General features: G+C 70.2%; 18 protein-coding genes. 4 read left to right on the forward strand and 14 right to left on the reverse strand.

What is annotated here, in order from left to right; genetic code table 11:
• The first annotated feature begins 14 nt into the window (after positions 1-14).
• From tal to pgl, 4 genes are read left to right on the forward strand one after another with little or no spacing between them, the layout of a single operon-like run.
• Positions 15-1,133 (forward strand): transaldolase, encoded by a 1,119-nt coding sequence (gene tal / locus OG588_RS11660; protein ID WP_366091810.1) that lies wholly within the window; start codon positions 15-17, stop codon positions 1,131-1,133.
• A gap of 4 nt (positions 1,134-1,137) precedes the next feature.
• A complete protein-coding gene (gene zwf / locus OG588_RS11665; protein WP_366091811.1) occupies positions 1,138-2,676 on the forward strand; it encodes a glucose-6-phosphate dehydrogenase in 1,539 nt (512 codons plus the stop codon).
• The gene (opcA, locus tag OG588_RS11670) at positions 2,673-3,773 is read left to right on the forward strand and encodes a glucose-6-phosphate dehydrogenase assembly protein OpcA (protein WP_405947214.1); all 1,101 of its coding nucleotides are present in this window, start codon (positions 2,673-2,675) and stop codon (positions 3,771-3,773) included. Before zwf ends, opcA begins: the two co-directional genes overlap by 4 nt.
• Positions 3,770-4,552, forward strand: a complete 783-nt coding sequence (pgl, locus tag OG588_RS11675; protein ID WP_329247416.1) for a 6-phosphogluconolactonase — start codon at positions 3,770-3,772, stop codon at positions 4,550-4,552. The genes opcA and pgl overlap by 4 nt, the downstream gene beginning before the upstream one ends.
• Positions 4,553-4,630: 78 nt before the next feature.
• Here pgl and pgi read toward each other — a convergent pair whose 3' ends face one another.
• The 14 genes from pgi to OG588_RS11745 form a co-directional block, all read right to left on the reverse strand.
• Positions 4,631-6,283, reverse strand: coding sequence for a glucose-6-phosphate isomerase (pgi, locus tag OG588_RS11680; protein ID WP_405947215.1), 1,653 nt, complete (start codon positions 6,281-6,283; stop codon positions 4,631-4,633).
• 54 nt (positions 6,284-6,337) lie between these two features.
• Entirely contained in the window at positions 6,338-7,606 is a 1,269-nt protein-coding gene (locus OG588_RS11685; protein ID WP_405947216.1) for an MFS transporter, read from the reverse strand.
• A gap of 133 nt (positions 7,607-7,739) precedes the next feature.
• On the reverse strand, positions 7,740-8,075 hold the full coding sequence (locus OG588_RS11690; protein WP_200689387.1) for an RNA polymerase-binding protein RbpA: 336 nt from the start codon (positions 8,073-8,075) through the stop codon (positions 7,740-7,742).
• A gap of 207 nt (positions 8,076-8,282) precedes the next feature.
• Positions 8,283-8,516: a preprotein translocase subunit SecG gene (secG, locus tag OG588_RS11695; protein ID WP_106437029.1), complete on the reverse strand. Its 234-nt coding sequence runs from the start codon at positions 8,514-8,516 to the stop codon at positions 8,283-8,285.
• A gap of 225 nt (positions 8,517-8,741) precedes the next feature.
• Positions 8,742-9,497, reverse strand: a complete 756-nt coding sequence (tpiA, locus tag OG588_RS11700) for a triose-phosphate isomerase (protein WP_328686541.1) — start codon at positions 9,495-9,497, stop codon at positions 8,742-8,744.
• Positions 9,498-9,538: 41 nt separating this feature from the next.
• Complete coding sequence (locus tag OG588_RS11705) at positions 9,539-10,750, reverse strand: phosphoglycerate kinase (protein WP_405947217.1); 1,212 nt, start codon at positions 10,748-10,750, stop codon at positions 9,539-9,541.
• Between the two features lie 155 nt (positions 10,751-10,905).
• On the reverse strand, positions 10,906-11,916 hold the full coding sequence (gene gap, locus OG588_RS11710) for a type I glyceraldehyde-3-phosphate dehydrogenase (protein WP_019060508.1): 1,011 nt from the start codon (positions 11,914-11,916) through the stop codon (positions 10,906-10,908).
• 189 nt (positions 11,917-12,105) lie between these two features.
• On the reverse strand, positions 12,106-15,063 hold the full coding sequence (locus OG588_RS11715; RefSeq protein WP_405947218.1) for a M14 family zinc carboxypeptidase: 2,958 nt from the start codon (positions 15,061-15,063) through the stop codon (positions 12,106-12,108).
• Between the two features lie 1,026 nt (positions 15,064-16,089).
• Positions 16,090-17,079, reverse strand: a complete 990-nt coding sequence (gene whiA / locus OG588_RS11720; RefSeq protein ID WP_019060506.1) for a DNA-binding protein WhiA — start codon at positions 17,077-17,079, stop codon at positions 16,090-16,092.
• On the reverse strand, positions 17,070-18,137 hold the full coding sequence (gene yvcK, locus OG588_RS11725) for a uridine diphosphate-N-acetylglucosamine-binding protein YvcK (RefSeq protein WP_026150944.1): 1,068 nt from the start codon (positions 18,135-18,137) through the stop codon (positions 17,070-17,072). Before yvcK ends, whiA begins: the two co-directional genes overlap by 10 nt.
• Positions 18,134-19,138 carry an RNase adapter RapZ gene (gene rapZ, locus OG588_RS11730; protein WP_405947219.1) on the reverse strand — a complete coding sequence of 335 codons (1,005 nt, stop codon included), beginning with the start codon at positions 19,136-19,138 and terminating at the stop codon, positions 18,134-18,136. The genes yvcK and rapZ overlap by 4 nt, the downstream gene beginning before the upstream one ends.
• A complete protein-coding gene (gene uvrC / locus OG588_RS11735) occupies positions 19,135-21,186 on the reverse strand; it encodes an excinuclease ABC subunit UvrC (protein ID WP_405947220.1) in 2,052 nt (683 codons plus the stop codon). Before uvrC ends, rapZ begins: the two co-directional genes overlap by 4 nt.
• Before the next feature lie 110 nt (positions 21,187-21,296).
• Positions 21,297-21,968 carry a response regulator gene (locus tag OG588_RS11740; RefSeq protein ID WP_405947221.1) on the reverse strand — a complete coding sequence of 224 codons (672 nt, stop codon included), beginning with the start codon at positions 21,966-21,968 and terminating at the stop codon, positions 21,297-21,299.
• 473 nt (positions 21,969-22,441) lie between these two features.
• Positions 22,442-25,072, reverse strand: coding sequence for a PAS domain S-box protein (locus OG588_RS11745; protein WP_405953096.1), 2,631 nt, complete (start codon positions 25,070-25,072; stop codon positions 22,442-22,444).
• Positions 25,073-25,200: the final 128 nt, after the last annotated feature.

Genomic DNA, 25,200 nt, shown 5'->3' on the forward strand with positions numbered 1-25,200 from the left:
GAGATGCATTTTCCATGACAGACGCACTCAAGCGCCTCTCTGAAGAAGGCGTCGCGATCTGGCTGGACGACCTGTCGCGCAAGCGGATCACGTCCGGCAACCTCGCCGAACTGATCGACCAGCAGCACGTCGTGGGCGTCACCACCAACCCGTCGATCTTCCAGAAGGCCATCTCGTCGGGCGACGGTTACGAGCAGCAGCTCACCGACCTCGCCGCCCGCAAGGTGACCGTCGAGGAAGCCATCCGCATGATCACGACGGCGGACGTCCGTGACGCCGCCGACATCCTGCGTCCGGTCTACGACACGAGCGGCGGCCAGGACGGCCGGGTCTCCATCGAGGTCGACCCGCGCCTGGCGCACAACACGGCGGCGACCATCGCCGAGGCCAAGCAGCTCGCGTGGCTGGTGGACCGCCCGAACACCCTGATCAAGATCCCGGCCACCCGGGCGGGTCTGCCGGCGATCACCGAGGTCATCGGCCTCGGCATCAGCGTCAACGTGACGCTGATCTTCTCGCTGGCGCGCTACCGCGAGGTCATGGACGCGTTCATCGCCGGCCTGGAGAAGGCCAAGGAACGCGGCCTGGACCTCTCGAAGATCCACTCCGTGGCGTCCTTCTTCGTGTCCCGCGTGGACACCGAGATCGACAAGCGGATCGACGCGCTGGGCACCGACGAGGCCAAGGCCGCCCGCGGCAAGGCCGGTCTCGCCAACGCGCGGCTCGCCTACGAGGCGTACGAAGAGGTCTTCGCCACGCCGCGCTGGGCCGCCCTCGACAAGGCGCAGGCCAACAAGCAGCGTCCGCTGTGGGCCTCGACCGGCGTCAAGGACAAGGCGTACAAGGACACCCTGTACGTGGACGACCTGGTGGCGCCGAACACGGTGAACACCATGCCGGAGGCCACTCTTGAGGCCACCGACGACCACGGCCAGATCACCGGCAACACCATCTCCGGCACGTACGAGCAGTCCCGCGCCGAGATCGCCGCGGTCGAGGCGCTCGGGATCTCTTACGACGAGGTCGTGCAGCTGCTGGAGGACGAGGGCGTCGAGAAGTTCGAGGCGGCCTGGACCGATCTGCTCAAGTCGACCGAGGCGGAGCTTGCGCGCCTCGCCCCTTCGGAGGGCTGAGACCTTGGCTCCTCATTCCGGTTCCGGAGCGAATCCGCTTCGTGACCCCGCCGACCGACGGCTCCCGCGTATCGCGGGGCCGTCGGGCCTGGTCATCTTCGGCGTCACAGGCGATTTGTCACGCAAAAAGCTGATGCCCGCCGTGTACGACCTCGCCAACCGCGGTCTGCTGCCGCCGGGCTTCTCGCTCGTCGGCTTCGCCCGGCGCGAGTGGGCCCACGAGGACTTCGCACAGGAGGTCCACGACGCGGTCAAGGAGCACTCCCGTACGCCGTTCCGTGAGGAGGTCTGGCAGCAGCTCGTCCAGGGGATGCGCTTCGTCCAGGGCACCTTCGACGACGACGACGCGTTCGAGCGGCTGCGCGACACGATCGACGAACTGGACAAGGCGCAGGGCACGGGCGGCAACTTCGCCTTCTATCTGTCGGTGCCGCCGCGTTCCTTCCCGGTCGTCATCCAGCAGCTGAAGAAGCACGGTCTCGCCGACCAGGAGAAGGGTTCCTGGCGCCGCGCGGTCATCGAGAAGCCCTTCGGCCACGATCTCAAGTCGGCCGAGGACCTCAACAAGGTCGTGCACGAGGTCTTCGCCGCGGACCAGGTCTTCCGCATCGACCACTACCTCGGCAAGGAGACCGTCCAGAACATCCTGGCGCTCCGCTTCGCCAACACGATGTTCGAGCCGATCTGGAACCGGTCCTTCGTGGACCACGTGCAGATCACCATGGCCGAGGACATCGGCATCGGCGGCCGGGCCGGCTACTACGACGGCATCGGCGCCGCCCGTGACGTCATCCAGAACCACCTGCTCCAGCTGATGGCGCTGACCGCGATGGAGGAGCCGTCCTCCTTCTCCGCCGACGCGCTGGCCGCCGAGAAGGAGAAGGTGCTCGGCGCGGTACGGCTGCCGAAGGACCTGGGCAGGAACACGGTCCGCGGGCAGTACGCGGAGGGCTGGCAGGGCGGTGAGAAGGCCGTCGGCTACCTCCAGGAAGACGGTATCGACCCCCAGTCGAAGACCGACACCTACGCCGCCATCAAGGTCGAGGTCGACAACCGCCGCTGGGCGGGCGTCCCCTTCTACCTGCGCACCGGCAAGCGTCTTGGCCGGCGCGTCACCGAGATCGCGGTGGTCTTCCAGCGCGCCCCGCACTCCCCCTTCGACCAGACGGCGACGGAGGAGCTGGGCCAGAACGCGATCGTCTTCCGCGTCCAGCCCGACGAGGGTGTCACGGTCCGCTTCGGCTCCAAGGTGCCCGGCACCTCGATGGAGATCCGGGACGTCTCCATGGACTTCGCCTACGGCGAGTCGTTCACGGAGTCCAGCCCGGAGGCGTACGAGCGGCTGATCCTCGACGTCCTGCTCGGCGACTCGAACCTCTTCCCGCGCACGGAGGAGGTCGAGCTGTCCTGGAAGATCCTCGACCCGATCGAGCAGTACTGGGACAAGCACGGCAAGCCCGCGCAGTACCAGTCCGGGACGTGGGGTCCGGTCGAGGCGGACGAAATGCTCGCACGAGAGGGACGGAGCTGGCGTCGGCCATGAAAATAGACCTCACCGACACCACTGCCAGCAAGATCAACAAGGGGCTGGTGAAAGCCCGCCGCGCCATCGGCACCCCGGCCGTCGGCATGGTGCTCACCCTCGTCGTCGTCACGGACGAGGAGAACGCCTACGACGCGCTGAAGGCCGCCAACGACGCGTCCCGCGAGCACCCCTCGCGCACGCTCGTGGTCATCAAGCGCGTCTCGCGCTCCCCCCGGGACCGCACCCAGTCCCGCCTCGACGCCGAGGTCCGGGTGGGCACGGACGCGGGCAGCGGCGAGACGGTCGTCCTGCGGCTCTACGGCGAGGTCTCCGACCACGCCCAGTCCGTGGTGCTGCCGCTGCTGCTGCCGGACGCGCCGGTGGTGGTCTGGTGGTCGGTGGACGCGCCGCGCGACCCGGCGAACGACCCGCTGGGCGCCCTGAGCCAGCGCCGGGTCACCGACAGCTACGCGGCGGAGAAGCCCGTCGACGAGCTGCGGTCCCGCGCCGAGAGCTACGAGCCGGGCGACACCGACCTGGCCTGGGCCCGGATCACCCCGTGGCGTTCGATGCTGGCCGCCGCGCTCGACCAGGTCGACTGCGAGATCGTCTCCGTCGAGGTGGCGGGCGAGGAGTCCAACCCGAGCGTCGAACTGCTCGCGATGTGGCTCGCCGACCGCCTCCACGTGCACGTACGGCGGGCGGTCTCCGCGGGTCCCGGTCTGACCCAGGTGCGCCTGGAGACGACCGGTGGGCCCATCACGCTGCACCGGTCGGACGGGGCGATGGCCACCCTGGCCCTGCCCGGCCAGCCGGACCGCGCGGTGGCGCTCAAGCGCCGCGAGACCTCCGAACTCCTCGCTGAAGAGCTGCGCAGGCTCGACCCGGACGACACCTACGCGTCCGCGCTGAGGTTCGGCGTGGACCGGCTAGGCGGTATCCAGTCGGCGGCGGAGCGGGCGGAAGCGGCTGCTCAGCCGGTGCCGGCGCTGCCGGTGCGCGCGGTGACGGAACCGGCGGCGACCGGTGTACAGCCGGCCTCCTCGGAGAGCGGCGCCTCGGACCGGCCCACCCCCGCGAAGATGCCCCCGGTGAAGAAGGCTGATCCGCAGTGAGCACTCCCCAACTCGTCGTCCACCGCGACAAGGAACTGATGGCCCAGGCCGCCGCGGCCCGCCTGATCACGAAGATCGTGGACGCGCAGGCCTCGCGCGGCTACGCCTCGATCGTGCTCACCGGCGGTCGCAACGGCAACGGTCTGCTGGCAGCTCTGGCGGGACAGCCCGCCCGGGACGCCATCGACTGGGGCCGCCTCGACCTGTGGTGGGGCGACGAGCGGTTCCTCCCCGAGGGCGACCCGGAGCGCAATGTCACCCAGGCCCGCGAGGCGCTGCTCGACGCGGTGCCGCTGGACCCGAAGCGCGTGCACGCCATGCCCGCGTCCGACGGCCTCTACGGCAACGACGTCGAAGCTGCGGCGGCAGGCTACGCCGAGGAACTCGCCCGGTCCGCCGGTCCCGAGAACCACGGCTCCGTCCCGACCTTCGACGTCCTCATGCTGGGCGTCGGCCCGGACACCCATGTGGCGTCGCTCTTCCCGGAGTTGCCCGCCGTACGGGAGACCGAGCGCACGGTCGTCGGCGTACACGGCGCACCCAAGCCGCCGCCGACCCGGGTCACGCTGACCCTGCCGGCGATCCGCTCCGCCCGCGAGGTGTGGCTGCTCGCGGCCGGCGAGGACAAGGCGGAGGCCGCGGCCATCGCCCTGTCCGGCGCGGGCGAGATCCAGGCACCGGCGGCCGGTGCGCAGGGCCGCGCCCGCACCCTGTGGCTGCTGGACGCGGCGGCGGCCTCCCAGCTGCCCCGCGCGCTGTACCCGCCCGCTTCGGCCTGACACCGGCTGCTGCACCGGCGAGGCCGGCGACCTGTTGAAGAGCCCGTACGGCCTCGGCCGTACGGGCTCTTCGGCGTCTCAACGCCCGCGCAGCTCGCGGTACTTGGCGACCAGGGCCGTCGTCGACGCGTCCAGGCCGGGTACGTCCGCGCCCTCGCTCAGGGCGGGTTCGACGCGCTTGGCGAGGACCTTGCCCAGCTCGACGCCCCACTGGTCGAAGGAGTCGATGTTCCAGACCGCGCCCTGCACGAACACCTTGTGCTCGTAGAGCGCGATGAGCTGACCGAGGACCGACGGGGTCAACTCGCGGGCCAGGATCGTCGTCGTGGGGTGGTTGCCCTTGAACGTCTTGTGCGGCACCAGCTCCTCGGACACCCCCTCCGCCCGCACCTCGTCCGGTGTCTTGCCGAACGCCAACGCCTGTGTCTGCGCGAAGAAGTTGGCCATCAGCAGGTCGTGCTGCGCCTTGAGCCCGTCGCTCAGTTCGGCCACCGGCTCGGCGAAGCCGATGAAGTCCGCCGGGATCAACTTCGTGCCCTGGTGGATGAGTTGGTAGTACGCGTGCTGTCCATTGGTCCCGGGCGTGCCCCACACCACCGGCCCGGTCTGCCAGTCGACCTCCTGGCCGTCCCGGCCCACGTACTTGCCGTTCGACTCCATGTCCAACTGCTGCAGATACGCGGTGAACTTGGAGAGGTAGTGGCTGTACGGCAGCACGGCATGTGACTGGGCGTCATGGAAGTTGCCGTACCAGACACCCAACAGGCCCAGCAGCAAAGGCACGTTGGACTCGGCGGGCGCGGTACGGAAGTGCTCGTCGACGAGGTGGAAACCGTCGAGCATCTCGCGGAAACGGTCCGGCCCGATGGCGATCATCAGCGACAGCCCGATCGCCGAGTCGTACGAGTACCGTCCGCCGACCCAGTCCCAGAACTCGAACATGTTGGCCGTGTCGATGCCGAACTCGCTCACCTTGCCGGCGTTCGTCGACAGCGCCACGAAGTGCTTCGCTACAGCGTCCTGACCGGCCTTCAGCTCCGTGAGCAGCCAGTCGCGGGCCGAGGTCGCGTTGGTGATCGTCTCGATCGTGGTGAAGGTCTTGGACGCGATGATGAACAGCGTCTCCGCCGGGTCGAGGTCCCGGGTCGCCTCGTGCAGATCGGCTCCGTCCACGTTCGACACGAATCGGACCGTCAGATCGCGGTCGGTGAAGCTCCGCAGCACCTCGTACGCCATCGCGGGACCGAGGTCGGAGCCGCCGATGCCGATGTTGACGATGTTCTTGATGCGCTTGCCGGTGTGTCCGGTCCACTCGCCGGAGCGGACGCGGTCCGCGAAGCCGGCCATCTTGTCGAGCACGGCGTGGACCTGGGGCACCACGTTCTCGCCGTCGACCTCGATCACCGCGTCACGCGGGGCGCGCAGCGCGGTGTGCAGGACCGCGCGGTCCTCGGTGACGTTGATCTTCTCGCCGCGGAACATCGCGTCCCGCAGCCCGAACACGTCCGTGGCGGCGGCCAGCGCGTGCAGCAGCCGCAGGGTCTCGTCGGTGACGAGATGCTTCGAGTAGTCGAGGTGCAGGTCACCGACCCGGAGCGTGTAGCCGGTGCCGCGACCGGGATCGGCGGCGAACAGCTCCCGCAGCCGCACCTCGCCGAGCTCCTCACGGTGCTTGGCCAAGGCGGTCCACTCGGGCGTCTGGTTGAGCCTGGTACGGCCGTCTGCGTTCATTGCGACTTCAGCCTTCTTTCCTACCGACCTGGGGGCCGGTTCCAACCTAATTGATCAGCCCGTGGCGCGAGCGGTCGTCCCGTCGTCCTGCGGGGCAACAACAGGTACGTCCTGCTTGACCCCGGGTATCAACGAGGCGACGGCCAGCCCGAAGAGGGCTGCCGCGAGCAGTGCGGGGCCGTTCAGTCCGTAGGTCCCCGCCACGACTCCGCCGAGCAGGGCGCCGAGCGGGGCGCCCGACGTCGAGGACGTGCGGAACGCGGAGGCGATACGGCCGACCATGGCGGCGGGGCTGCGCTGCTGCATCAGGGTGACCTGGTTGACGTTCCACACCATGTTCATCGCGCCGAGCAGCAGCATGCCCGCGATCAGGGCGGCCAGGTGGCGGACGGTCCCCATGAGCAGCAGCGACGCCGTCTGGACGCTCCCGGCCAGCAGCAGCGCCCGGACCCGCCCGGTGCGGCGCGCGATCCGCTGGGCGAGGAAGCCCCCGGAGAAGCTGCCCATGGCGTACGCCGTCATCGCGGCCGCGTATCCGGCGTTGCCCGCGTGCAGCCAGCGGGTCACGTGCAGGACCAGTGTGGCGATCAGGGCGCCCATGCCGATGTTGCACAGCAGGGTGGCCACGCACACCGCGCGCAGGGCCCGGTCGCCCCACAGGGCGCGCAGGCCTTCCGCTATCTCCGTCCTGAGGGTGCTGCCGGCCGGGCGCGGCTCCCGCTCGGGCGGGCGGGTGCGCAGGGAGGCCACGAGGGCGGCGGCCAGGAGATAGGTGCTCGCGTCGGCCGCGAACGGCATGAAGGCCCCGGCCGTCAGCAGCAGTGGCACGAGCGGACCGGCCAGCAGACCGCCCGCGAGCTGCTGCCCGGTCATCAGCCGGGCGTTGGCGCTGCCCAACGCCTCGCGGTCCACCAGGGACGGCAGCAGAGCCGTGGACGCGTTGTCGAAGAGGGTCTGGAGCGTGGTCAGACAGAAGGCGAGGGCGAGCAGCAGCGGGATCGAGGCGTGGCCGAGTCCGACGGCGAGCGCGAAGCACGCGACGAGCAGGCCTCTTACCAGATCCACGGCCCACATCGCGCGCCGCTGGTCGACCCGGTCCGCGACGGCGCCGCCGAGGAGCCCGAAGAGCAGCCAGGGGAGGTATCCACAGGCGGTGACGGAGGCGATGACGAGTGGATCGTCGGTGAGCCGCACGGCGAGCAGCGGCAGCGCGGCCGTACGCAGCGCGTCCCCGAACCGGGAGATCACGGCGGCACTCCACAGCCGCCCGAACCCCCCACGCCACGCGGGTACATGAGTACCCGTCACCTCGACCGTCGTCACAGCTCCCCCTCACGATTCGTCACTTCACAAACCGTAGAGGGCACCACTGACAATCGGTCCGGAGGCGGGTCGGCCACCGGCCTGCGAAACAGCTCCGGCCGGACACCCTGTGGGCGTCCGGCCGGTTCAACTCCTAGATTTCTCCCCGCAGTTTGGCGAGCGCCTCGGCGAGGATCGCCTCGCCGTCCGCGTCGCTGCGCCGCTCCCGTACATACGCGAGGTGCGTCTTGTAGGGCTCGGTGCGCGGCGGGGCCGGCGGGTTGTCCCGGTCCTGTCCGGCCGGGAAGCCGCAGCGCGGGCAGTCCCAAGTGTCGGGAACCTGCGCGTCGCTGGCGAAGCTGGGCTGTGTCTCGTGTCCGTTGGAGCACCAGAAGACGATGCGCAGCCGGGGCGCGGACTCGCCGCGCTCGGCCTCGCCCATCGGCCCCGCCCCGACCCGGCTTCCTCGGATCGCGTTGCCACTTGCCACGGTCGTAACTCCCTGCGTGATGGTGCCGCGAAGCGAGTCGGCGTTTTCGCTCCGTTGCGAGCGCCTCAGTCTACGTAAGGCCCAACGCGCGTCCAGTGGTTGGAGTTACAGCCCCTACACCTAGACGCAAGCCCCATGATAGGCCGCGCTCAGCTGCGCGTACCGAACATGGGGCCTTACGTACGGAATGTGCGAAGGAACGTGCGGTCAGCCCGTCTTCATCAGCAGGCCGAGCACGACGATGCAGGCGAACCAGAGCACACCGAGCACCACGGTGATGCGGTCCAGGTTGCGCTCGGCGACCGAAGAGCCGCCGACGGACGACGCCATGCCGCCACCGAACATGTCGGAGAGACCGCCGCCCTTCCCCTTGTGCATCAGCACCAGCAGCATCAGCAGCAGGCTGAAGACGATCAGGGCGATCGAGAACCCCAAAACCACGGCTGGACCAACTTCCTCGGATTCGGATGAACGACAGGGGCATAGCGGCTGGCGCTATGCCCCCGCAAGAGTACGACGGATCGCGGCTACCGCCTACACGCGGCTTGTCGGTTCGCCTCCGGGGCGCTCAAGCCGGTGTCGAGAGGCCGACCGTGCTCAGCCCTTCGGGCCTCCGCGCGCTCGTCCTCTCGACACCGGCCGCGCCCCTGCGTCTCGCTGCCGGACTCACTGGTCGCGGAAGCGCGCGATCTTGACGAACTCGTCCGCGTCCAGTGAGGCACCGCCGACCAGGGCACCGTCGACGTCGGGCTGCGCCATGATCTCGGCGACGTTGCCGGACTTGACGGAGCCGCCGTACTGGATGCGGACCTGGTCGGCCAGCTCCTGCGAGTACAGCTCGGCGAGCTTGCCGCGGATGGCCTGGCAGACCTCCTGGGCGTCACCGGCGCCGCAGACCTTGCCGGTGCCGATGGCCCAGACGGGCTCGTAGGCGATGACGACGGACTCGGCCTGCTCGGCCGGGACGTCCTTGAGGCCGCCCTCGACCTGGGCCAGGGTGTGCGGGACGTGGTTGGCCGCCTCGCGCACCTCCAGCTCCTCGCCGACGCAGAGGATCGGGGTCAGGCCGTGCTTGTAGGCGGCCTTCACCTTGGCGTTGACGATCTCGTCGGTCTCCGCGTGGTACTGGCGGCGCTCGGAGTGGCCGATCGCCACGTACGTGCACTTGAGCTTGGCCAGCATCGCACCGGAGATCTCGCCGGTGTAGGCGCCGGAGTCGTGCGCCGAGATGTCCTGGGCGCCGTACTTGATCTTGAGCTTGTCGCCGTCGACCAGGGTCTGCACGGAGCGCAGGTCGGTGAAGGGCGGCAGGACGGCGACCTCGACGGCCTCGTAGTCCTTGTCCGCGAGGGCGAAGGCGAGCTTCTGGACGTGGGCGATGGCCTCGAGGTGGTTGAGGTTCATCTTCCAGTTGCCCGCCATGATCGGCGTGCGCCCAGAGGAAATAGATGGAGCCATTAAGGTCAGTCCTCCAGTGCGGCGAGGCCGGGGAGCGTCTTGCCCTCGAGGTATTCGAGGGAGGCGCCGCCGCCGGTCGAGATGTGGCCGAATGCGGTCTCGTCGAAGCCCAGGATGCGGACGGCCGCGGCGGAGTCGCCACCGCCGACGACCGTGAAGGCCGGGGAGTCGAGAAGGGCCTGGGCGACCGCCTTGGTGCCCTCGGCGTAGTCGGGGTGCTCGAAGACGCCCATCGGACCGTTCCAGAAGATGGTGGCCGCGTCGGCGAGCTTCGAGGCGTACAGGGCACCGGTCTCGGGACCGATGTCGAGGCCCATCTGGTCGGCGGGGATGGCGTCCGCGGCGACGACAGTGGGGTTGGACGGGGCCTTCGTCTTCAAGTCCGGGAACCCGGCCGAGGTCACGACGTCGACCGGGACGACCAGCTCGACGCCGTTCTTCTCGGCGCGTTCGACGTACTCGGTGACGGCGGGCAGCTGGTCGTCCTGGACCAGGGAGGCGCCGATCTCGTAGCCCTTGGCCTTGAGGAAGGTGAAGGCCATGCCGCCGCCGATGAGGATGCGGTCGGCCTTGCCGAGCAGCTGGTCGATGACGGCGAGCTTGTCGGAGACCTTGGAGCCGCCGAGGGCGACCACGTAGGGGCGCTTGACGTCCTCGGTGAGCTTCTTCAGGACGCCGACCTCGGTGGCGATGAGGTATCCGGCGTAGTGCGGCAGGCGGGCCGGGAGGTCGTACACGGAGGCGTGCTTGCGGTGCACGGCGCCGAAACCGTCGCCTACGTAGATGTCCGCCAGGGCGGCGAGCTGGTCGGCGAACTCGCCGCGCTCGACGTCGTCCTTGGCGGTCTCGCCCGCGTTGAAGCGCAGGTTCTCGATGACCGCGACCTGGCCGGGTTCGAGGCCGCGCACCGCGTCGTGCGCGGCGGGGCCGACGGTGTCCTGGGCGAACGCGACCGGCGCGCCCAGGAGTTCGGCCAGGCGCTCGGCGGGCTGGAGGAGGGAGAAGGCCGGGTCCGGGGCGCCCTTGGGGCGGCCCAGGTGCGAGGCCACGATCACCTTGGCGCCCGCCTCGACGAGGGCCTTGATCGTGGGCAGTACGGCGCGGATGCGGCCGTCGTCGGTGATGAGGCCGTCGGCCAGCGGGACGTTCAGGTCGGCGCGGACGAAGACCCGCTTGCCTTCCACGCCTTCGGCGAGAAGTTCGTCGATCGTCTTCATTAAGGGACTCCTAGGGAGGGCTCTTCAGATCCGAGAGGGCTGATCGATCACTACGTAGTGAAGGCCTAAGGCTCGGACACTACGTAGCAAGGGCTCGGGCAGCGCGGCGTGCGCTGCCCGAGCCCTGACTCACATCGAGTTGCCTGCTCCGGGAGTTAGAGCTGGCCGCCGACGAAGACCGTGAGGTCGACGAGGCGGTTGGAGTAGCCCCACTCGTTGTCGTACCAGCCGAGGATCTTCACCGTGTTGCCTTCCTGAACCATCGTCAGGAGGGAGTCGAAGGTGCAGGAGGCCTGGTCGCCGACGATGTCCGAGGAGACGATCGGGTCCTCGGTGTACGTCAGGTAGCCCTTGAGGTCGCCGTCCTCGGAGGCCTTCTTGAACGCGGCGTTGACCTCGTCCTTGGTGACCTCGCGCTGGAGCGTCACGACCAGGTCGGTGGCCGAGCCGGTCGGGACCGGGACGCGCATCGCGATGCCGTCCAGCTTGCCCTTGAGCTGCGGGAGGACCAGGGCGGTGGCCTTGGCGGCACCGGTCGTGGTCGGGATGATGTTCTCGGCGGCGGCACGCGCGCGGCGCAGGTCCGAGTGCGGGAAGTCCAGGATGCGCTGGTCGTTCGTGTAAGCGTGGACCGTCGTCATCAGGCCCTTGACGATGCCGAAGTTCTCGTCGAGAACCTTGGCCATCGGCGCCACACAGTTGGTGGTGCAGGAGGCGTTCGAGATGACGTGGTGGTTGGCCGCGTCGTACTTGTCCTGGTTGACGCCCATCACGATCGTGATGTCCTCGTCCTTGGCCGGAGCCGAGATGAGGACCTTCTTGGCGCCGCCGGCGATGTGCTTCTCGGCGTCGGCCTTCTTCGTGAAGATGCCGGTCGACTCGATGACGATGTCGACGCCCAGCTCGCCCCACGGGATGTCGGCGGGGTTGCGCTCGGACAGCACCTTGATCGTGTGCCCGTCGACGGTGATCGTGTCGGCGGTGTGCGACACCTCGGCCTGGAGGCGGCCCAGGATGGTGTCGTACTTGAGCAGGTGAGCGGTGGTCGCGGTGTCACCCAGGTCGTTGACAGCCACGATCTCGATGTCAGCACCCTGCTTCAGCAGCGCGCGGAAGTAGTTACGACCGATGCGGCCAAAGCCGTTGATGCCTACGCGGATCGTCACGAACCGATCTCCTCGTTGGTACGCCGGCTCAGTGCCGGCGAGTTGTATGGGATGTCCCCGACCGCCTACGACCCTACCTCCCTGAGCCCTCCGTGGTGACATCGAGATGCCCCATACACGGCAGGGCGGTCCGTACCCGCCAGTAGGGGTACGGACCGCCCTTGATGTTCATGACATCGTCACACAGGGTCAGCTGGTCAGAGCGGTCAGCGCCTTCTTGAGAAGGGCCGCGCGGTCGGTCGCCGAGGTGACCTGTTCCAGGCCGAAGCCGAGCAGCACGGTGCGGTCGGTGGTGACGGCGCCGTACGTCTGGAAGAGGGCTCCGGTGCGGGTCCAGTCGTTCAGGACCGCGGGGCTGCCCGCGGGCGGGCCGCTCACGCTCCAGGCGCCCAGCGAGGTCTCGAAGCCCTCGGTCTGCGTCGCCGTACCGCCCACGACGACGGAGGTGTCGTCGGCGAGTACGCCGTGGCCGCCGGAGCCCGGGTCGGTGATGTAACTGAGCGAGACCTCGACCGACTTGCCGGCGTAGGCGCTCAGGTCGAAGCCGACCTGCTGCCAGCCGTTGGAGGCGCCGGTGAAGCTGTTCCACGAGCCGGTGGTGCCGGTCGCGGTGCAGCCGCTGGAGGCGATGGTCAGGTAGTGCTTGAGCCAGGGGTGCTCGGCGATCAGGAAGCCCGCCTCGCACTCCGTCGGTACGGCGGTGCTGGTGGCGCCGCCGACCTCCGGGAGCGTGGTCCAGTCGTCGGCGCCGGTGGTGTGGATCTCGACGACGGCGTGGTCGTAGCCGGGCTCGGTGTCCCACAGCAGCTCGCTGCGCAGCGTGGGCTTGTCGGCCGCGCTCACCCCGGTGAGGTCGATGGTGCGGGTGAGGCGCTTGTAGGAGTCGTCGGTGTGGACGGCGGCGGCCATGTAGGAGCCCGCGTAGGGGCCGTACGGGTTGACGGTCCCTGCGAACTGTCCCGCGCCCGCGCTCGCGAACTGCGGGTACGTGGTGGGCGACAGGGAGTCGGAGGTGACGCTGTAGGTGCCGGCCCGGTCCAGCGGGTTGCCGGGGGCGCCGCTGAGCGGCCCGGTGAAGCCGGCGAGCTTGCCGGAGCCGGTGAAAGCGGTGGCTCCGGGGGTGGACGTACGCGAGTAGGCGCCCAGGTAGTACTGGCTGAAGTCGTTCGAGGGGGTGCCGTCGGCGAGGGCGACGGAGCCGCCGGCCTGCTCGCCGGCCTCGATCAGCTTGCCGCCCTCGTTGAGGAAGGCGCGCAGCTGGAGCTGGGTGTCGTTGCCCGGTCCCGCCGTGCCCGAGTAGTGGACGACGGTCTTGAAGTGGTCGAGCACGCCGAGCGCGTCGGGCGCGCCCTGGGTGGCGACGTCCCAGACGACCGCCTTGCGGCCGTTCGCCTTCAGCGCGTCGACGTAGGTCTGCGCCTGGGTGGCGGCAGTGCCCTCCTCGGCGACGACAAGGGTGTCGGCCGCGGGCCGTGTGGCCACCGTGTAGGTGAAGTGCGCGCTGGAGGTGGGCTTCCCGGCCTTCGTCTCGCCGGTGAACCAGACCTCGACCTTGTCACCCGGGTCGCCGTCCTTGACCTTGGCGCGGTACTCGTCGAAGTACAGGTTGTCGTCCCCGCCGTAGGTCTGGCCGCCCTTCCAGGACTTGAGCGCCATGTCCTCCGTACGGCCGCCGTTGACGCGGTACTTGAGCTCCTTGTCGCGCACGGACTTCCGTACGACGACGGAGACCTCCTGGTCGGCGCCGCGGGAGTACGACGTGGAGAAGGTGGCCGGGGTGAAGTCGGCGGCGCTGAGGCCGACCGACGACGTGGGCTGGTCGGGGTGGGCCGCGGTCTCGGCGACGGAGAGCGCGAAGGGGATGTTCTTCGCGAACTCGTCCTGGATCAGCTTCTCGTCGTCCGGGTAGTTGAAGACGGACTGGCAGTCGGCCGCGTTCCAGGCGTCGGTCGGGTCGATGTTCGACGCGGTCTGGCAGGTCGACATCTCGGGGGTGAACATCGACATGCCGTTGACGTTCGACGCGTGGCCGTCCGCCTCGCCGTTGGTCGTGTACAGCTCCGAGGAGACCTGGGAGTGGTAGCCGGGGATCGCCGGGTTGTCAGGCGTACCCGCGAGGGCCTTGTAGAGGACGTCGTCCGGGGTCGGGGTCGCGACCTGCCAGCCGACTCCGTAGAGGAGGAGTTCGGCGGCCGAGTGGTAGTTGATGCCGTAGCTGAAGCCGATGCGCTTCTCGAAGGTGTCGAGCGCCTGGGTCTCGGGCTCGGAGGCGGGGGCCGTACCGCGGTAGGTCTCGCTGGTGGGGTTCGGGGACGAACCCTCGTCGTCGTAGCCCCACTTGTAGGAGAAGTTGCGGTTGAGGTCGACGCCGTCGCCGGTGGAGATGGTGCCGTCGCCGTTGACGTCCCGCAGGTTCTTGCGCCACAGGCGGGTGTCGGAGTTCTGGAAGGTGTAGTCGTAGCCGTCCGGGTTGGCGGACAGCACGAACCACAGCTCGGTCGAGTCGACGATCTTCTTGATGCGCTTGTCGGTCTTGTAGTTGTCCAGGTAGTAGTGCATCAGCCGACGGGTCATCTCCGGCGTGATCCACTCGCGCGCGTGCTGGTTGGACACGTACAGCACCGAGGGCTTGGAGCCGTCCTTGGTCTTCTTCGCGTTCTTGGTCAGTTTGAGCGCGAGGATGTCCTGGCCGTCGATCGTCTTGCCGATGGACTCGACCTTGGTGAGCCCGGGGTTGGCCTGCCCGGTCCTGAGGATCTCCTCCTCCAGCCCGCCGCTTCCGCTGTACGGGCGGAACACGCCCTGCGCCGCGTCCTCGACCCGCGTCTCGGCCTTCGCCGACAGGGTGTGCTCGGTGAGGTCGACGCCCTGCTTCTCCAGCTTCTGGGCCTGCTGGTCGGTGAGGTAGACCTCGACGGCGGTCTTGCCGGCCGCGGAGAACTGGTTGTCGCCGAGTTCGTGGGCGTCCTGTCCGGCCTTCAGGAGCAGGGGTATCTGCTTCTGGGTGACGTCGGCGCGGAAGACCTTGACCTCGGCGGGGTCGGACTTCGCCGAACTCCCGCCCTGCGCCTGGGCGATCGGTGCGATGCTCGCCCCTGCGATCAGGAGGGCGCCGACAGCGAGGATCGATCTCGCTCTGTGTCTCATGAATCCCCCTAGCAATCGTCCGCCACAGCGGCGAACAGTTGCCAGGCTCATGACACTTCATGATCGAGTCAAGGGGGCCTCAAGGACGGTCAAATGGCGGGGTGGGTGGGCGACTTCGGCAGGGGCGGCGGATCGTGCCGGGGAGGCGAGGGGCGACGCGTGTCCCTCGCGGGGCCCAGACGACGTTGCTCGTGGGCCGCGCGGGGCCGAGCCGTATCGAGTTCTGCGGCGCCCAAGGCAGACGTACGGCGACGCGGGAGCCCTCGGGCAAGCCCGGCCGATCTCCTTGAAGGGCGTGGGTTGGGCGCGGGGCGTTTCTCCTTGAGGGGCATGGGGCGGGCGCGGGTCGTTTCTCCTTGAGGGGCGCGGGGCGTTGATTCTCCCCGGCCTGATCAGCCGACAGGCCGAAGGGGCGCCTGCACCGGTGTATCGGCAGCTCGCCGGCATCCGGACGAGAGCGCCCACAGCGCAAAGAAGCGCCGGCGCCAGGGCCTTCCGACGAGGCCCGCGGGTCTTCTCCAAGGCCGCACGGGCCAGCACACACTCGCCCGGTGGGAGCCCTCGCAGCCTTGCCCTCGGCCATCGGCGCCCTCGCGCCGACCGGTCATCCTCGTTTTCCTCCGGCCCGATCCACCGGGCACGCCCGGACGGGGCCCGCACCGGCGAATGGACGACCCGTCGGCATCGAGGCAATTGCACCCCGGCAGAAAACACGCCGCCGCCTGCGCCCTCGGACGAGCCCGTACATCCTCCCGGGGACGCCCGGGCCGGCTCCCACTCGCCCGGCGGACAACCCTCTCGGTCCGCCTCCTGCCGCCGCCCCCTCACGTCGATCGGCCGCCGTTGACCTCCTCCGGCCCGATCCGCCAGGCACGCCCGCGCAGGCGCCCCGCACCGGCGGATTGACGGCCCGTCGGCATCGAAGCCGAGGCACCCCACGACAGACGAACGCCGGTGCCGACGCCCGGACTGGGCACCCGCACCGGCGTATTGACGGATCGTCAACCGATCCGTGACGAGTGATCGTCAGCCGACCATGTTGTCGGCCATCTCCTCCGTGATGCTGGACTCCGTGCCCGGGATACCCAGGTCCTGAGCCCGCTTGTCGGCCATCGCCAGCAGGCGGCGGATGCGGCCGGCGACCGCGTCCTTGGTCAGCGGCGGGTCGGCGAGGGCGCCGAGCTCCTCCAGGGAGGCCTGCTTGTGGTCCATGCGGAGCCGGCCGGCCGCCGCGAGGTGCTCGGGGACCTCGTCGGCGAGGATCTCCAGCGCACGCCCCACACGGGCTCCGGCGGCGACGGCCGCGCGGGCCGAGCGGCGGAGGTTGGCGTCGTCGAAGTTGGCGAGGCGGTTCGCCGTGGCGCGCACCTCGCGGCGCATCCGGCGCTCCTCCCAGGCCAGCACCGACTCGTGCGCGCCGAGCCGGGTGAGCAGGGCACCGATCGCGTCGCCGTCACGGACGACCACCCGGTCGACCCCGCGCACCTCGCGCGCCTTCGCCGCGATCGACAGCCGGCGGGCGGCGCCGACCAGCGCGAGCGCGGCCTCCGGACCCGGGCAGGTCACCTCAAGGGAGGAGGACCGGCCGGGCTCGGTCAGCGAGCCGTGGGCCAGGAAGGCGCCTCTCCAGGCCGCCTCCGCGTCACAGGTGGCCCCCGAGACGACCTGCGGCGGCAGGCCCCGGATGGGGCGTCCGCGGCCGTCCACGAGCCCGGTCTGCCGGGCCAGCTGATCGCCGCCCGCTACCACCCGGACGACGTAACGGGAACCGCGGCGGAGTCCGCCGGGCGCCATCACGATCAGTTCGGAGCTGTGGCCGAAGATCTCCAGAATGTCCCGCTTGAGCCGGCGCGCCGCCATCGCGGTGTCCAGCTCCGCCTCGATCACGATGCGCCCGCTCACCAGGTGGAGGCCTCCGGCGAACCGCAGAATGGCGGAGACCTCCGCCTTCCTGCAGCAGGTCCGGGTGACGGGGAGCCGGGAGATCTCATCCTTCACCGCTGCCGTCATCGCCATGGGCCGATCCTTCCATGCATCCGAAAAATACGGTCGTACGCGGCGGCCAACAGCTCCGGGTCGTGCCTTGGAGTTCCGTCGGTCCGGGCCACCGGCGCCAGCTCGACCGCGGCGTCCAGCCGCTTGGCGGCTTCGGTGAGCGACGCGCGATCGGGCACGGCGGCCTCGTCGGCCAGCACCACGTCCAGGGCGAGTTTAGGGGCGTGTCGTCCCAAAACCTCCAAATGACGCTGCGGTGAGAAGCCATCGGTTTCTCCGGGCTGCGGCGCGAGGTTCAGGGAGAGTACCCGGCGCGCCTTCGTCTCGGTGAGCGCGTCGAGCAGTTCCGGCACCAGCAGGTGCGGGATGACGGACGAGAACCAGGAGCCGGGACCGAGCACCACCCAGTCCGCGTCGAGCACGGCGGCGACGGCCTCGGGCACGGCCGGCGGGTCGTGCGGCACGACGTGCACGGACATCACCTCACCGGGCGTGAGCGCCACGGTCGCCTGTCCCCGCACGGTGTCGACGTCGTCGGGCCGCGCCGGATCGTGCCCCTTGACCAGGGCCTGCAACTCCAGCGGCACGGCGGACATGGGCAGCACGCGCCCGTGCGCGCCGAGCAGCTTGCCGACCAGGTCGAGGGCCTGGACGTGGTCGCCGAGCTGCTCCCACAGGGCGACGATCAGCAGATTGCCGACCGCGTGTTCGTGCAGGTCGCCCTTGGACTGGAAGCGGTGCTGGATGACGCGGGCCCAGGTCTGGCCCCAGTCGTCGTCGCCGCACAGCGCGGCGAGGGCCTTGCGCAGGTCCCCCGGGGGCAGCACGCCCAGTTCGTCGCGCAGGCGGCCGCTGGAGCCGCCGTCGTCGGCCACGGTGACGACGGCGGTGAGGTCGCCGGTGATCCGGCGCAGTGCGGTGAGTGAGGCGGACAGGCCCATGCCACCGCCGAGGGCGACCACCTTGGGCTGGGTGCCGCGCCGGCGCGGCTTGCCACCGCGGGCCTCGACGGGCCTGGTCGTCCGTCCTTCGGGCACCACGCGGCGCAGCCTGCCCAGCCGTGGGCTACGTCCTGTCATTCCCGTCCCATGTCCCGGTGTACGACCACCGTCTCCACGCCCTCGGCCACGAGCCGCGCGGCGAGCTTCTCCGCCGTGGCGACCGAGCGGTGCTTGCCGCCGGTGCAGCCGATCGCGATCGTCACGTACCGCTTGCCCTCACGCCGGTAACCGGCCGCGATGAGCCTGAGCAGCTCGGCGTACCGGTCGAGGAACTCCTTGGCGCCGGGCTGGTTGAAGACGTACGCCGAGACCTCTTCGTTGAGGCCGTTGAAGGGGCGCAGCTCCGGGACCCAGTGCGGGTTGGGCAGGAAGCGCATGTCGGCGACCAGGTCGGCGTCGACCGGGAGGCCGTACTTGAAGCCGAAGGACATGACGGTGGCCCGCAGCGCGGGCTCCTCCTCGCCGGCGAACTGGGCGTCCATCTTGGCGCGCAGTTCGTGGACGTTGAGGCTGGAGGTGTCGATGACCAGGTCGGCGTCGCCGCGCAGTTCGCGCAGCAGCTCGCGTTCGGCGTCGATGCCGTCGACGATGCGGCCGTCGCCCTGGAGGGGGTGCGGGCGGCGCACCGACTCGAAGCGGCGCACCAGGGCGTCGTCGGAGGACTCCAGGAAGACGATCCGCCGGGTGACGTTCTTCGACTCCAGGTCGGCGAGGGACTCGCGGAGGTTGTCGAAGAAGCGCCGTCCGCGTACGTCGACGACGACCGCGATGCGTGCCACGTTGCCCTGGGAGCGGGCGCCGAGCTCCACCATGGTGGGGATCAGGGCGGGCGGGAGGTTGTCGACGACGAACCAGCCGAGGTCCTCAAGACACTTGGCGGCCGTGGACCGCCCGGCCCCGGACATGCCGGAGATGATCACCAGCTCGGGGATGGCCGCTTCGGGGACCCCGGGGGTCGTGCTGTCCGTACTCACTTCTGCTCCGTTGTCCTGGGTCTCTTCCGGTGGAGCCTGATCCTCGCCCGTCTCCTTGTGGGTCTGATCTCGGTCCGCTGTGGGCCGCTTCTCGTGTTCGCTCATGTCTCCTGCCCCCGTCGCTCGTCCGGGGCTCCCGCGGGTACGGGCTCCCCTGGGGCGCCCGCCGTCGTCTCGGGTGTCCCGTCTTCCATGTCATCCATGATCTCTCCAGTCGCCGTGTTCACGGCGGGTGCGGCCGGGGCCGCCTGGGCGAGGGCCACCGCGATGGTCTCGGCGGTCTTGCGACCTATGCCCGGAACCTCGCAGATCTGATCGATTGTCGCGGATCGCAGCTTCTTCACCGAACCGAAGTGTTTGATCAGCGCCTGCTTGCGGGTCTCGCCGAGGCCGGGCACGTCGTCCAGGGGGCTCGCCCGGAACCGCTTGGCACGCTTGGCGCGCTGATAGGTGATCGCGAAGCGGTGGGCCTCGTCGCGGACGCGCTGGAGGAGGTAGAGGCCCTCACTGGTGCGGGGCAGGACCACGGGGTCGTCCTCGTCGGGCAGCCAGACCTCCTCCAGGCGCTTGGCGAGGCCGCACACGGCGATGTCGTCGATGCCCAGCTCGTCGAGGGCCTTCTTGGCGGCGGCGACCTGCGGCTGCCCGCCGTCGACGACCACGAGCTGCGGCGGGTAGGCGAACCGCTTGGGGCGGCCCTCGTCGTCCTTGAGGTCCGTCAGCTCGTCGCCGTCGGCCCACTCCCCCGTCTTCTCCTTCTCGGCGAGATAGCGCCGGAAGCGGCGGGTGATCACCTCGTGCATCGAGCGGACGTCGTCCTGGCCCTCGAAGCCCTTGATCTGGAAGCGGCGGTACTCGCTCTTGCGGGCCAGCCCGTCCTCGAAGACGACCATCGACGCCACGACGTCGTCGCCCTGGAGGTGCGAGATGTCGTAGCACTCGATCCTCAGGGGGGCGCTGTCCAGGTCGAGGGCCTCGGAGATCTCCTCCAGGGCGCGCGAGCGGGTGGTGAGGTCGGAGGCGCGCTTGGTCTTGTGGAGGATCAGCGACTGCTGGGCGTTGCGCGCGACGGTCTCCATGAGGGACTTCTTGTCGCCGCGCTGCGGGATGCGCAGTGACACGTTCGCCCCGCGGCGGTCCGTCAGCCACTGCTGGACCGGCTCCACCGGGTCGGGCAGGGCCGGGACGAGGACCTCCTTGGGGACGGAGTCCCCGGTCTCCTCGCCGTAGAGCTGCTGGAGGGCGTGTTCGACGAGGGCCGCGGTGGTGACGTCCTCGACCTTGTCGGTGACCCAGCCGCGCTGGCCGCGCACGCGTCCGCCGCGGACGTGGAAGATCTGGACGGCCGCCTCCAGCTCGTCCTCGGCGACCGCGATCAGGTCGGCGTCGGTGGCGTCGGCGAGGACGACCGCGCTCTTCTCCATGGCCTTCTTCAGGGCCTCGACGTCGTCACGGAGGCGGGCGGCCCGCTCGTACTCCATCTCCTCGGCCGCGTCCGTCATCGCCTTCTCCAGGCGGCGGATGTACGTGCCGGTGCGCCCGGCCATGAAGTCGCTGAACTCCTCGGCCAGTTCGCGGTGCTCCTCCTCGGAGACGCGGCCGACGCAAGGGGCGGAGCACTTGCCGATGTAGCCGAGCAGACAGGGGCGGCCGGTGCGGGCCGCGTTCTTGAAGACGCCGGCCGAGCAGGTGCGGACGGGGAACACGCGCAGCAGGAGGTCCACGGTGTCGCGGATCGCCCAGGCGTGTCCGTACGGCCCGAAGTAGCGGACGCCCTTCTTCTTGTGACCGCGCATCACCTGGACGCGCGGGTACTCCTCGTTCATCGTCACCGCGAGGTACGGGTAGCTCTTGTCGTCGCGGTACTTGACGTTGAACCGGGGGTCGTACTCCTTGATCCAGGAGTACTCCAGCTGGAGTGCCTCGACCTCCGTGGACACCACCGTCCACTCCACCGACGCGGCCGTGGTGACCATCGTGCGCGTGCGTGGGTGGAGTCCGGCCAGGTCCTGGAAGTAGTTCGCCAGGCGCTGGCGCAGGCTCTTCGCCTTTCCGACGTAGATCACCCGGCGGTGCTCGTCGCGGAATTTGTAGACCCCGGGCGAGTCCGGGATCTCTCCCGGCCTGGGGCGGTAGCTGGAGGGATCGGCCATGTTTCACACCCTACTGGCGCGGAGTGACAGCGCGGTGGGGCTGTGGACAACGCCGGACACGCCCGGCGGACCTCTTGTCGGAACGATTGTCGGATGTCCTGCCGGAACTCCTAGCGGGACTCCAGAAACGTGAGAACCGCCAGGACACGGCGGTGGTCGTCGGCGGCTTCCGGAAGGTGGAGTTTGCCCAGGATGCTGCGGACGTGTTTCTCGACGGTGCCCTCGGTGACCCACAGCCGGCGGCCGATGCCGGCGTTGGAGCGGCCCTCCGCCATCAGCGCCAGGACCTCGCGCTCGCGGGTGCTGAGGAAGGACAGCGGGTCGTCGCGGCGCTGCGCGGAGAACAGCTCGTGCACCAGGGAGGGGTCGACGACCGAGCCGCCCTTGTGGATGCGGTCGAGGGCCTCGACGAACTCGTCGACGACCGTGATCCGGCTCTTGAGGAGATAGCCGACCTTGTGCCCGCCGGCCAGCAGCTCCAGGGCCTCCTCGACCTCGACGAACGCGGACAGCACGAGGATGCCGGTGTCGGGGTGGCGCTCACGGATCGTCCGGGCCGCCTTGAGGCCCTCGGTGGAGTGGTCGGGCGGCATCCTGATGTCGACGATCGCGAGGTCGGGCCGCTCGGTGTCGACCAGGTCCAGGAGCCGTACGGCGTCGCCGGCCTGGCCCGCCACCTCGTAGCCCAGGCGTTCGCACAGGCTCGCGAGGCCCTCCCTGAGCAGGACGTCGTCGTCGGCGAGGACGACCCGTCCCCGCGCGGCCTGCTGCGATGCGTCCATCGTCACGGCTCCCCTTGCCCGACCGGTGCGGTGCGCCAGGCACAGCCTGCCGGACCGGGTCGGGTACGGCTAGCCGGTAAGGGAATTGGGGGGTGACCGTGAAGACGTGGCGCCGCGTCCGGGCGATTCTCTTAGGAGTACGGATGCGGGCGGACCGGTCACCCGGGCGAGAAGCGACGGGCCCGGGCCGGAACGTCGGAAGGGCTGCGGGAGATGCGGCGGACACGGGCAGGCAGACGACGGCGGTCGATCCGTGTCCGCCCGTACGAGGACGACACCCGGTCCCTGAAGGACCTCCTCGACCCGCGGGACCCCGACCTGTTCCGCGCCAAACAGCTGCGTGCCAGCACCTCGCGGCACCCCAAGAGCCGGACGGCTGCCTCTCCGTCCGAGAAGACCGCCCGACGCGTACGCGACGTCACCGAGTCCAAGGCTCCCCCCGACCTGGACCCCGTCGCGTACGCCTCGGGCGGTCACCCCTGCGTCCGGGGAAGTGGCAGTCGTACGACGAGAGTTGTGCCCTCCCCGGGTGGGCTGGCGACGCGCAGCTTGCCGCCGATCGCCTCGACGCGGTCGACGAGGCCGATGAGACCGGAGCCGTGCCCGAGGTCGGCGCCGCCCACTCCGTCGTCGGCGATCGTCACCTCCAGGACGTCATCTTCGACCCGCGCCGACACCGCCACGAAGCTCGCGCGCGCGTGCTTGACGGCGTTGGTGAGGCACTCGGAGGTCACGTAGTAGACGGCGACCTCGATCCCCTCCGGGAGGCGGCCGGCGGGGAGGCGCAGGTCGAGTTCCACGGGGACGGCGGAGCGGCGGGCGAGTGCGCGCAGGGCCGGGCCCAGGCCGCCCTTGGAGAGGATCGCGGGGTGGATGCCGCGTGCGACCTGCAACAGGTCGGCGAAGGCGTCGTCCAGGCCCTTGGCGATGTGGTCCAGTTGCTCGGCGAGTTCCTGCGGCTGCTCGTCCAGCATCGACTGGGCCATTCTGAGGTCGAGTTGGAGCGATACGAGGCGCTGTTGGACACCGTCGTGCAGATCGCGTTCGATACGGCGCCTGGAGGCGTCCCCGGCGGCCACCACGCGCGCGCGTGACGCGGTGAGCTGGTCGCGGCCGTCGGCGTTGGCGAGGGCGGTGGCGACGAGTTCGGTGAAGTCGGCGAGCCGGGACTCGGTGCCCGGGGGCAGCGGTTCGGGTCCGGCGGCGGCCGCGACGACGGCACCCCACAGCCGGTCGTCCACGACGATGGGGGCGCCCACCGAGCGGCCCACGCGCGCGGGGCGGGCGGTGCGCGCAACCTCCGCGGCGGCGGCCGTCTCGGCCTCGGTGGCGGGCCCGCGGGCGGACCCGAGGACGGTGGCGGCTCCGTCGACGCCGTAGCGCAGGACCGCGGCGGAGCCGCTGCTCAGGACCCTGCCCACCTGGTCGGCGACTTCGGAGAACACCTCGTGCGGTGGCACCCCGCGCGCGACGAGGGTGGCGACCCGGCGCAGCGCGGCCTGTTCGCGGGCGGCGCGGCGGCTTTCGGTGACGTCGCGCGCGGCGGCGTAGATCAGGCCGTCCGCGGTGACCGGGCGGGCGCTCCACTGGAGCCAGCGTTCGGTGCCGTCGTCCCGGACGAAGCGGTTCTCGAACTCGGCCAGTTCGACGCCGCTCGCCAGCCGGTCGAGGACGGCACGCGTGCGTGCCCGGTCCTCCGGGTGCACGAACTCCAGCCAGGGTCTGCCCAGGAGTGCGTCGGCGGAGTGCCCGAGGGTCCGCTCGAAGGCGGGGTTCACGCGCTTGAAGTAGCCGTCGAGTCCCGCGATGCACAACAGGTCGAGGGAGAGATGGAAGATGCTCGCCAGCTCCTGCTCGGCCTTGTCGCGCCGCCCGTGCGCGGCGGCGAAGGACGCCATGGTGCCGTTCATGCCGCCGAGCAGCTGCGCCCAGGTCCCCTCGAACGCGGCGACGTCCGCGCGGTGGCCGAGCCGGTTGTCGTCGATCGCCGTGTTCATGGTGTTGATCTCGCCGGCGAGCCGTTCGGTTGTGACCCGAAGTTCGCGGAACGTGTCGGCGACGGCGCCGAGTTCGTCCCGGCCCGCGTACCGGATGTCGTACGACAGGTCGCCCTCGGAGAGCGCGCGGGCGCCCGCGGAGACCTCGCCGAGGGGGCGGGTGATCGACAGGCGCAGGGTCAGCGCGAGGACGGTGACGGCGGCCAGGACGGCCAGCGACACGCTGAGATCGCGTGCCTCACGCGCGCGTGCGGTGTCGAGGTCCCGCGCGGCGGCACGGCCCAGTTCGGCGGCGGCCTGGTGCTGGATGCCGCGCAGTGTCTCGATGCGCTGGGTCGAGGCGGTAAGCCAACTGGCGTACGTAGGCCAGGCGTTGCGGTCGGCATGCGGGTCGGCGAGGGTTTCGCGGGTCTTGCGGACGACGAGGCCGGGGTGCTGGAGCAGGGCGACGTAGAGCCTGCCCTTCAGGTCGGCGGGCGCGGTCCGGCCGAAGTCGTCCAGGAGGGCCTTCTCCAAGGCGGACCAGCGGTCCGTGGCGGTGGCGTGCGGGGCGTCGGGGGTGTCGAACAGCACGGCCAGTTCGGTGCGTTCGCGTTCGGCGGCCTCGATGGCGTTCAGGAGCGCGATGTGGGCGTCGGCCGCCTGCCCGGAGGTGCGGGTCGGGCGGCCGGACTCCAGGGTGGCGGCCAGCTCCAGGAGATCGTCCTCGATCGTGTCGTACTGGGCGGCCAGTTGGGGCGCGGCGAGCGAGTCGGTACCCAACTGGAGCCGTAGGGCGTGCAGTTGGCGGTTGCGCGCGGCGAGCCTGCCGGTGACATCGGTCGGTACGGGTAGGTCGGCCGCGCTCAGGAGGGCCGCGTTCAGGGCGCGGTCGGTGGCGCGCTGCGCAGCGGAGCGTTCCGTCAGGGTCGCCGGGCCGGGACGCAGCCGGGCCCGCACGGCGGCGATGCGCTCCCGGGCGATGGCGTCGGTCAGCGCAGTGGTCCTGAACGACAGCGCGGTCGCCGTACGGAAGTCCCGCAGCGTCTGGGCGTCGTGCCACTGCGAGACGGCGCCGAACACGGTGAACGCCAGCATGCCGGTCACCGGGAGCAGCACCAGGAGCATCAGCTTGCGCCCGACGCGCAGCCGGGCGAGGAAGGGGATCCGGAGGGCGCCGCCGGGCCGCGGGCGCCGCCGGCGGGGGCCGTACGGGGCGGGCCGGTCGGAGCGCGGACTGCGCAGCTCCGGGAGCG

The organism is Streptomyces prunicolor (genome assembly GCF_045162825.1).
In the GTDB taxonomy this organism is placed as follows: Bacteria; Actinomycetota; Actinomycetes; order Streptomycetales; family Streptomycetaceae; genus Streptomyces; species Streptomyces prunicolor.

Coding starts and splice junctions, on each gene's coding strand:
- tal (WP_366091810.1), top strand. CDS start 15: ATGACAGACGCACTCAAGCGCCTCTCTGAAGAAGGCGTCGCGATCTGG.
- opcA (WP_405947214.1), top strand. CDS start 2,673: ATGAAAATAGACCTCACCGACACCACTGCCAGCAAGATCAACAAGGGG.
- pgi (WP_405947215.1), bottom strand. CDS start 6,283: ATGAACGCAGACGGCCGTACCAGGCTCAACCAGACGCCCGAGTGGACC.
- tpiA (WP_328686541.1), bottom strand. CDS start 9,497: ATGGCGGGCAACTGGAAGATGAACCTCAACCACCTCGAGGCCATCGCC.
- OG588_RS11705 (WP_405947217.1), bottom strand. CDS start 10,750: ATGAAGACGATCGACGAACTTCTCGCCGAAGGCGTGGAAGGCAAGCGG.
- OG588_RS11715 (WP_405947218.1), bottom strand. CDS start 15,063: ATGAGACACAGAGCGAGATCGATCCTCGCTGTCGGCGCCCTCCTGATC.
- whiA (WP_019060506.1), bottom strand. CDS start 17,079: ATGGCGATGACGGCAGCGGTGAAGGATGAGATCTCCCGGCTCCCCGTC.
- yvcK (WP_026150944.1), bottom strand. CDS start 18,137: ATGACAGGACGTAGCCCACGGCTGGGCAGGCTGCGCCGCGTGGTGCCC.
- rapZ (WP_405947219.1), bottom strand. CDS start 19,138: ATGAGCGAACACGAGAAGCGGCCCACAGCGGACCGAGATCAGACCCAC.
- uvrC (WP_405947220.1), bottom strand. CDS start 21,186: ATGGCCGATCCCTCCAGCTACCGCCCCAGGCCGGGAGAGATCCCGGAC.
- OG588_RS11740 (WP_405947221.1), bottom strand. CDS start 21,968: ATGGACGCATCGCAGCAGGCCGCGCGGGGACGGGTCGTCCTCGCCGAC.
- OG588_RS11745 (WP_405953096.1), bottom strand. CDS start 25,072: ATGCTCCTGGTGCTGCTCCCGGTGACCGGCATGCTGGCGTTCACCGTG.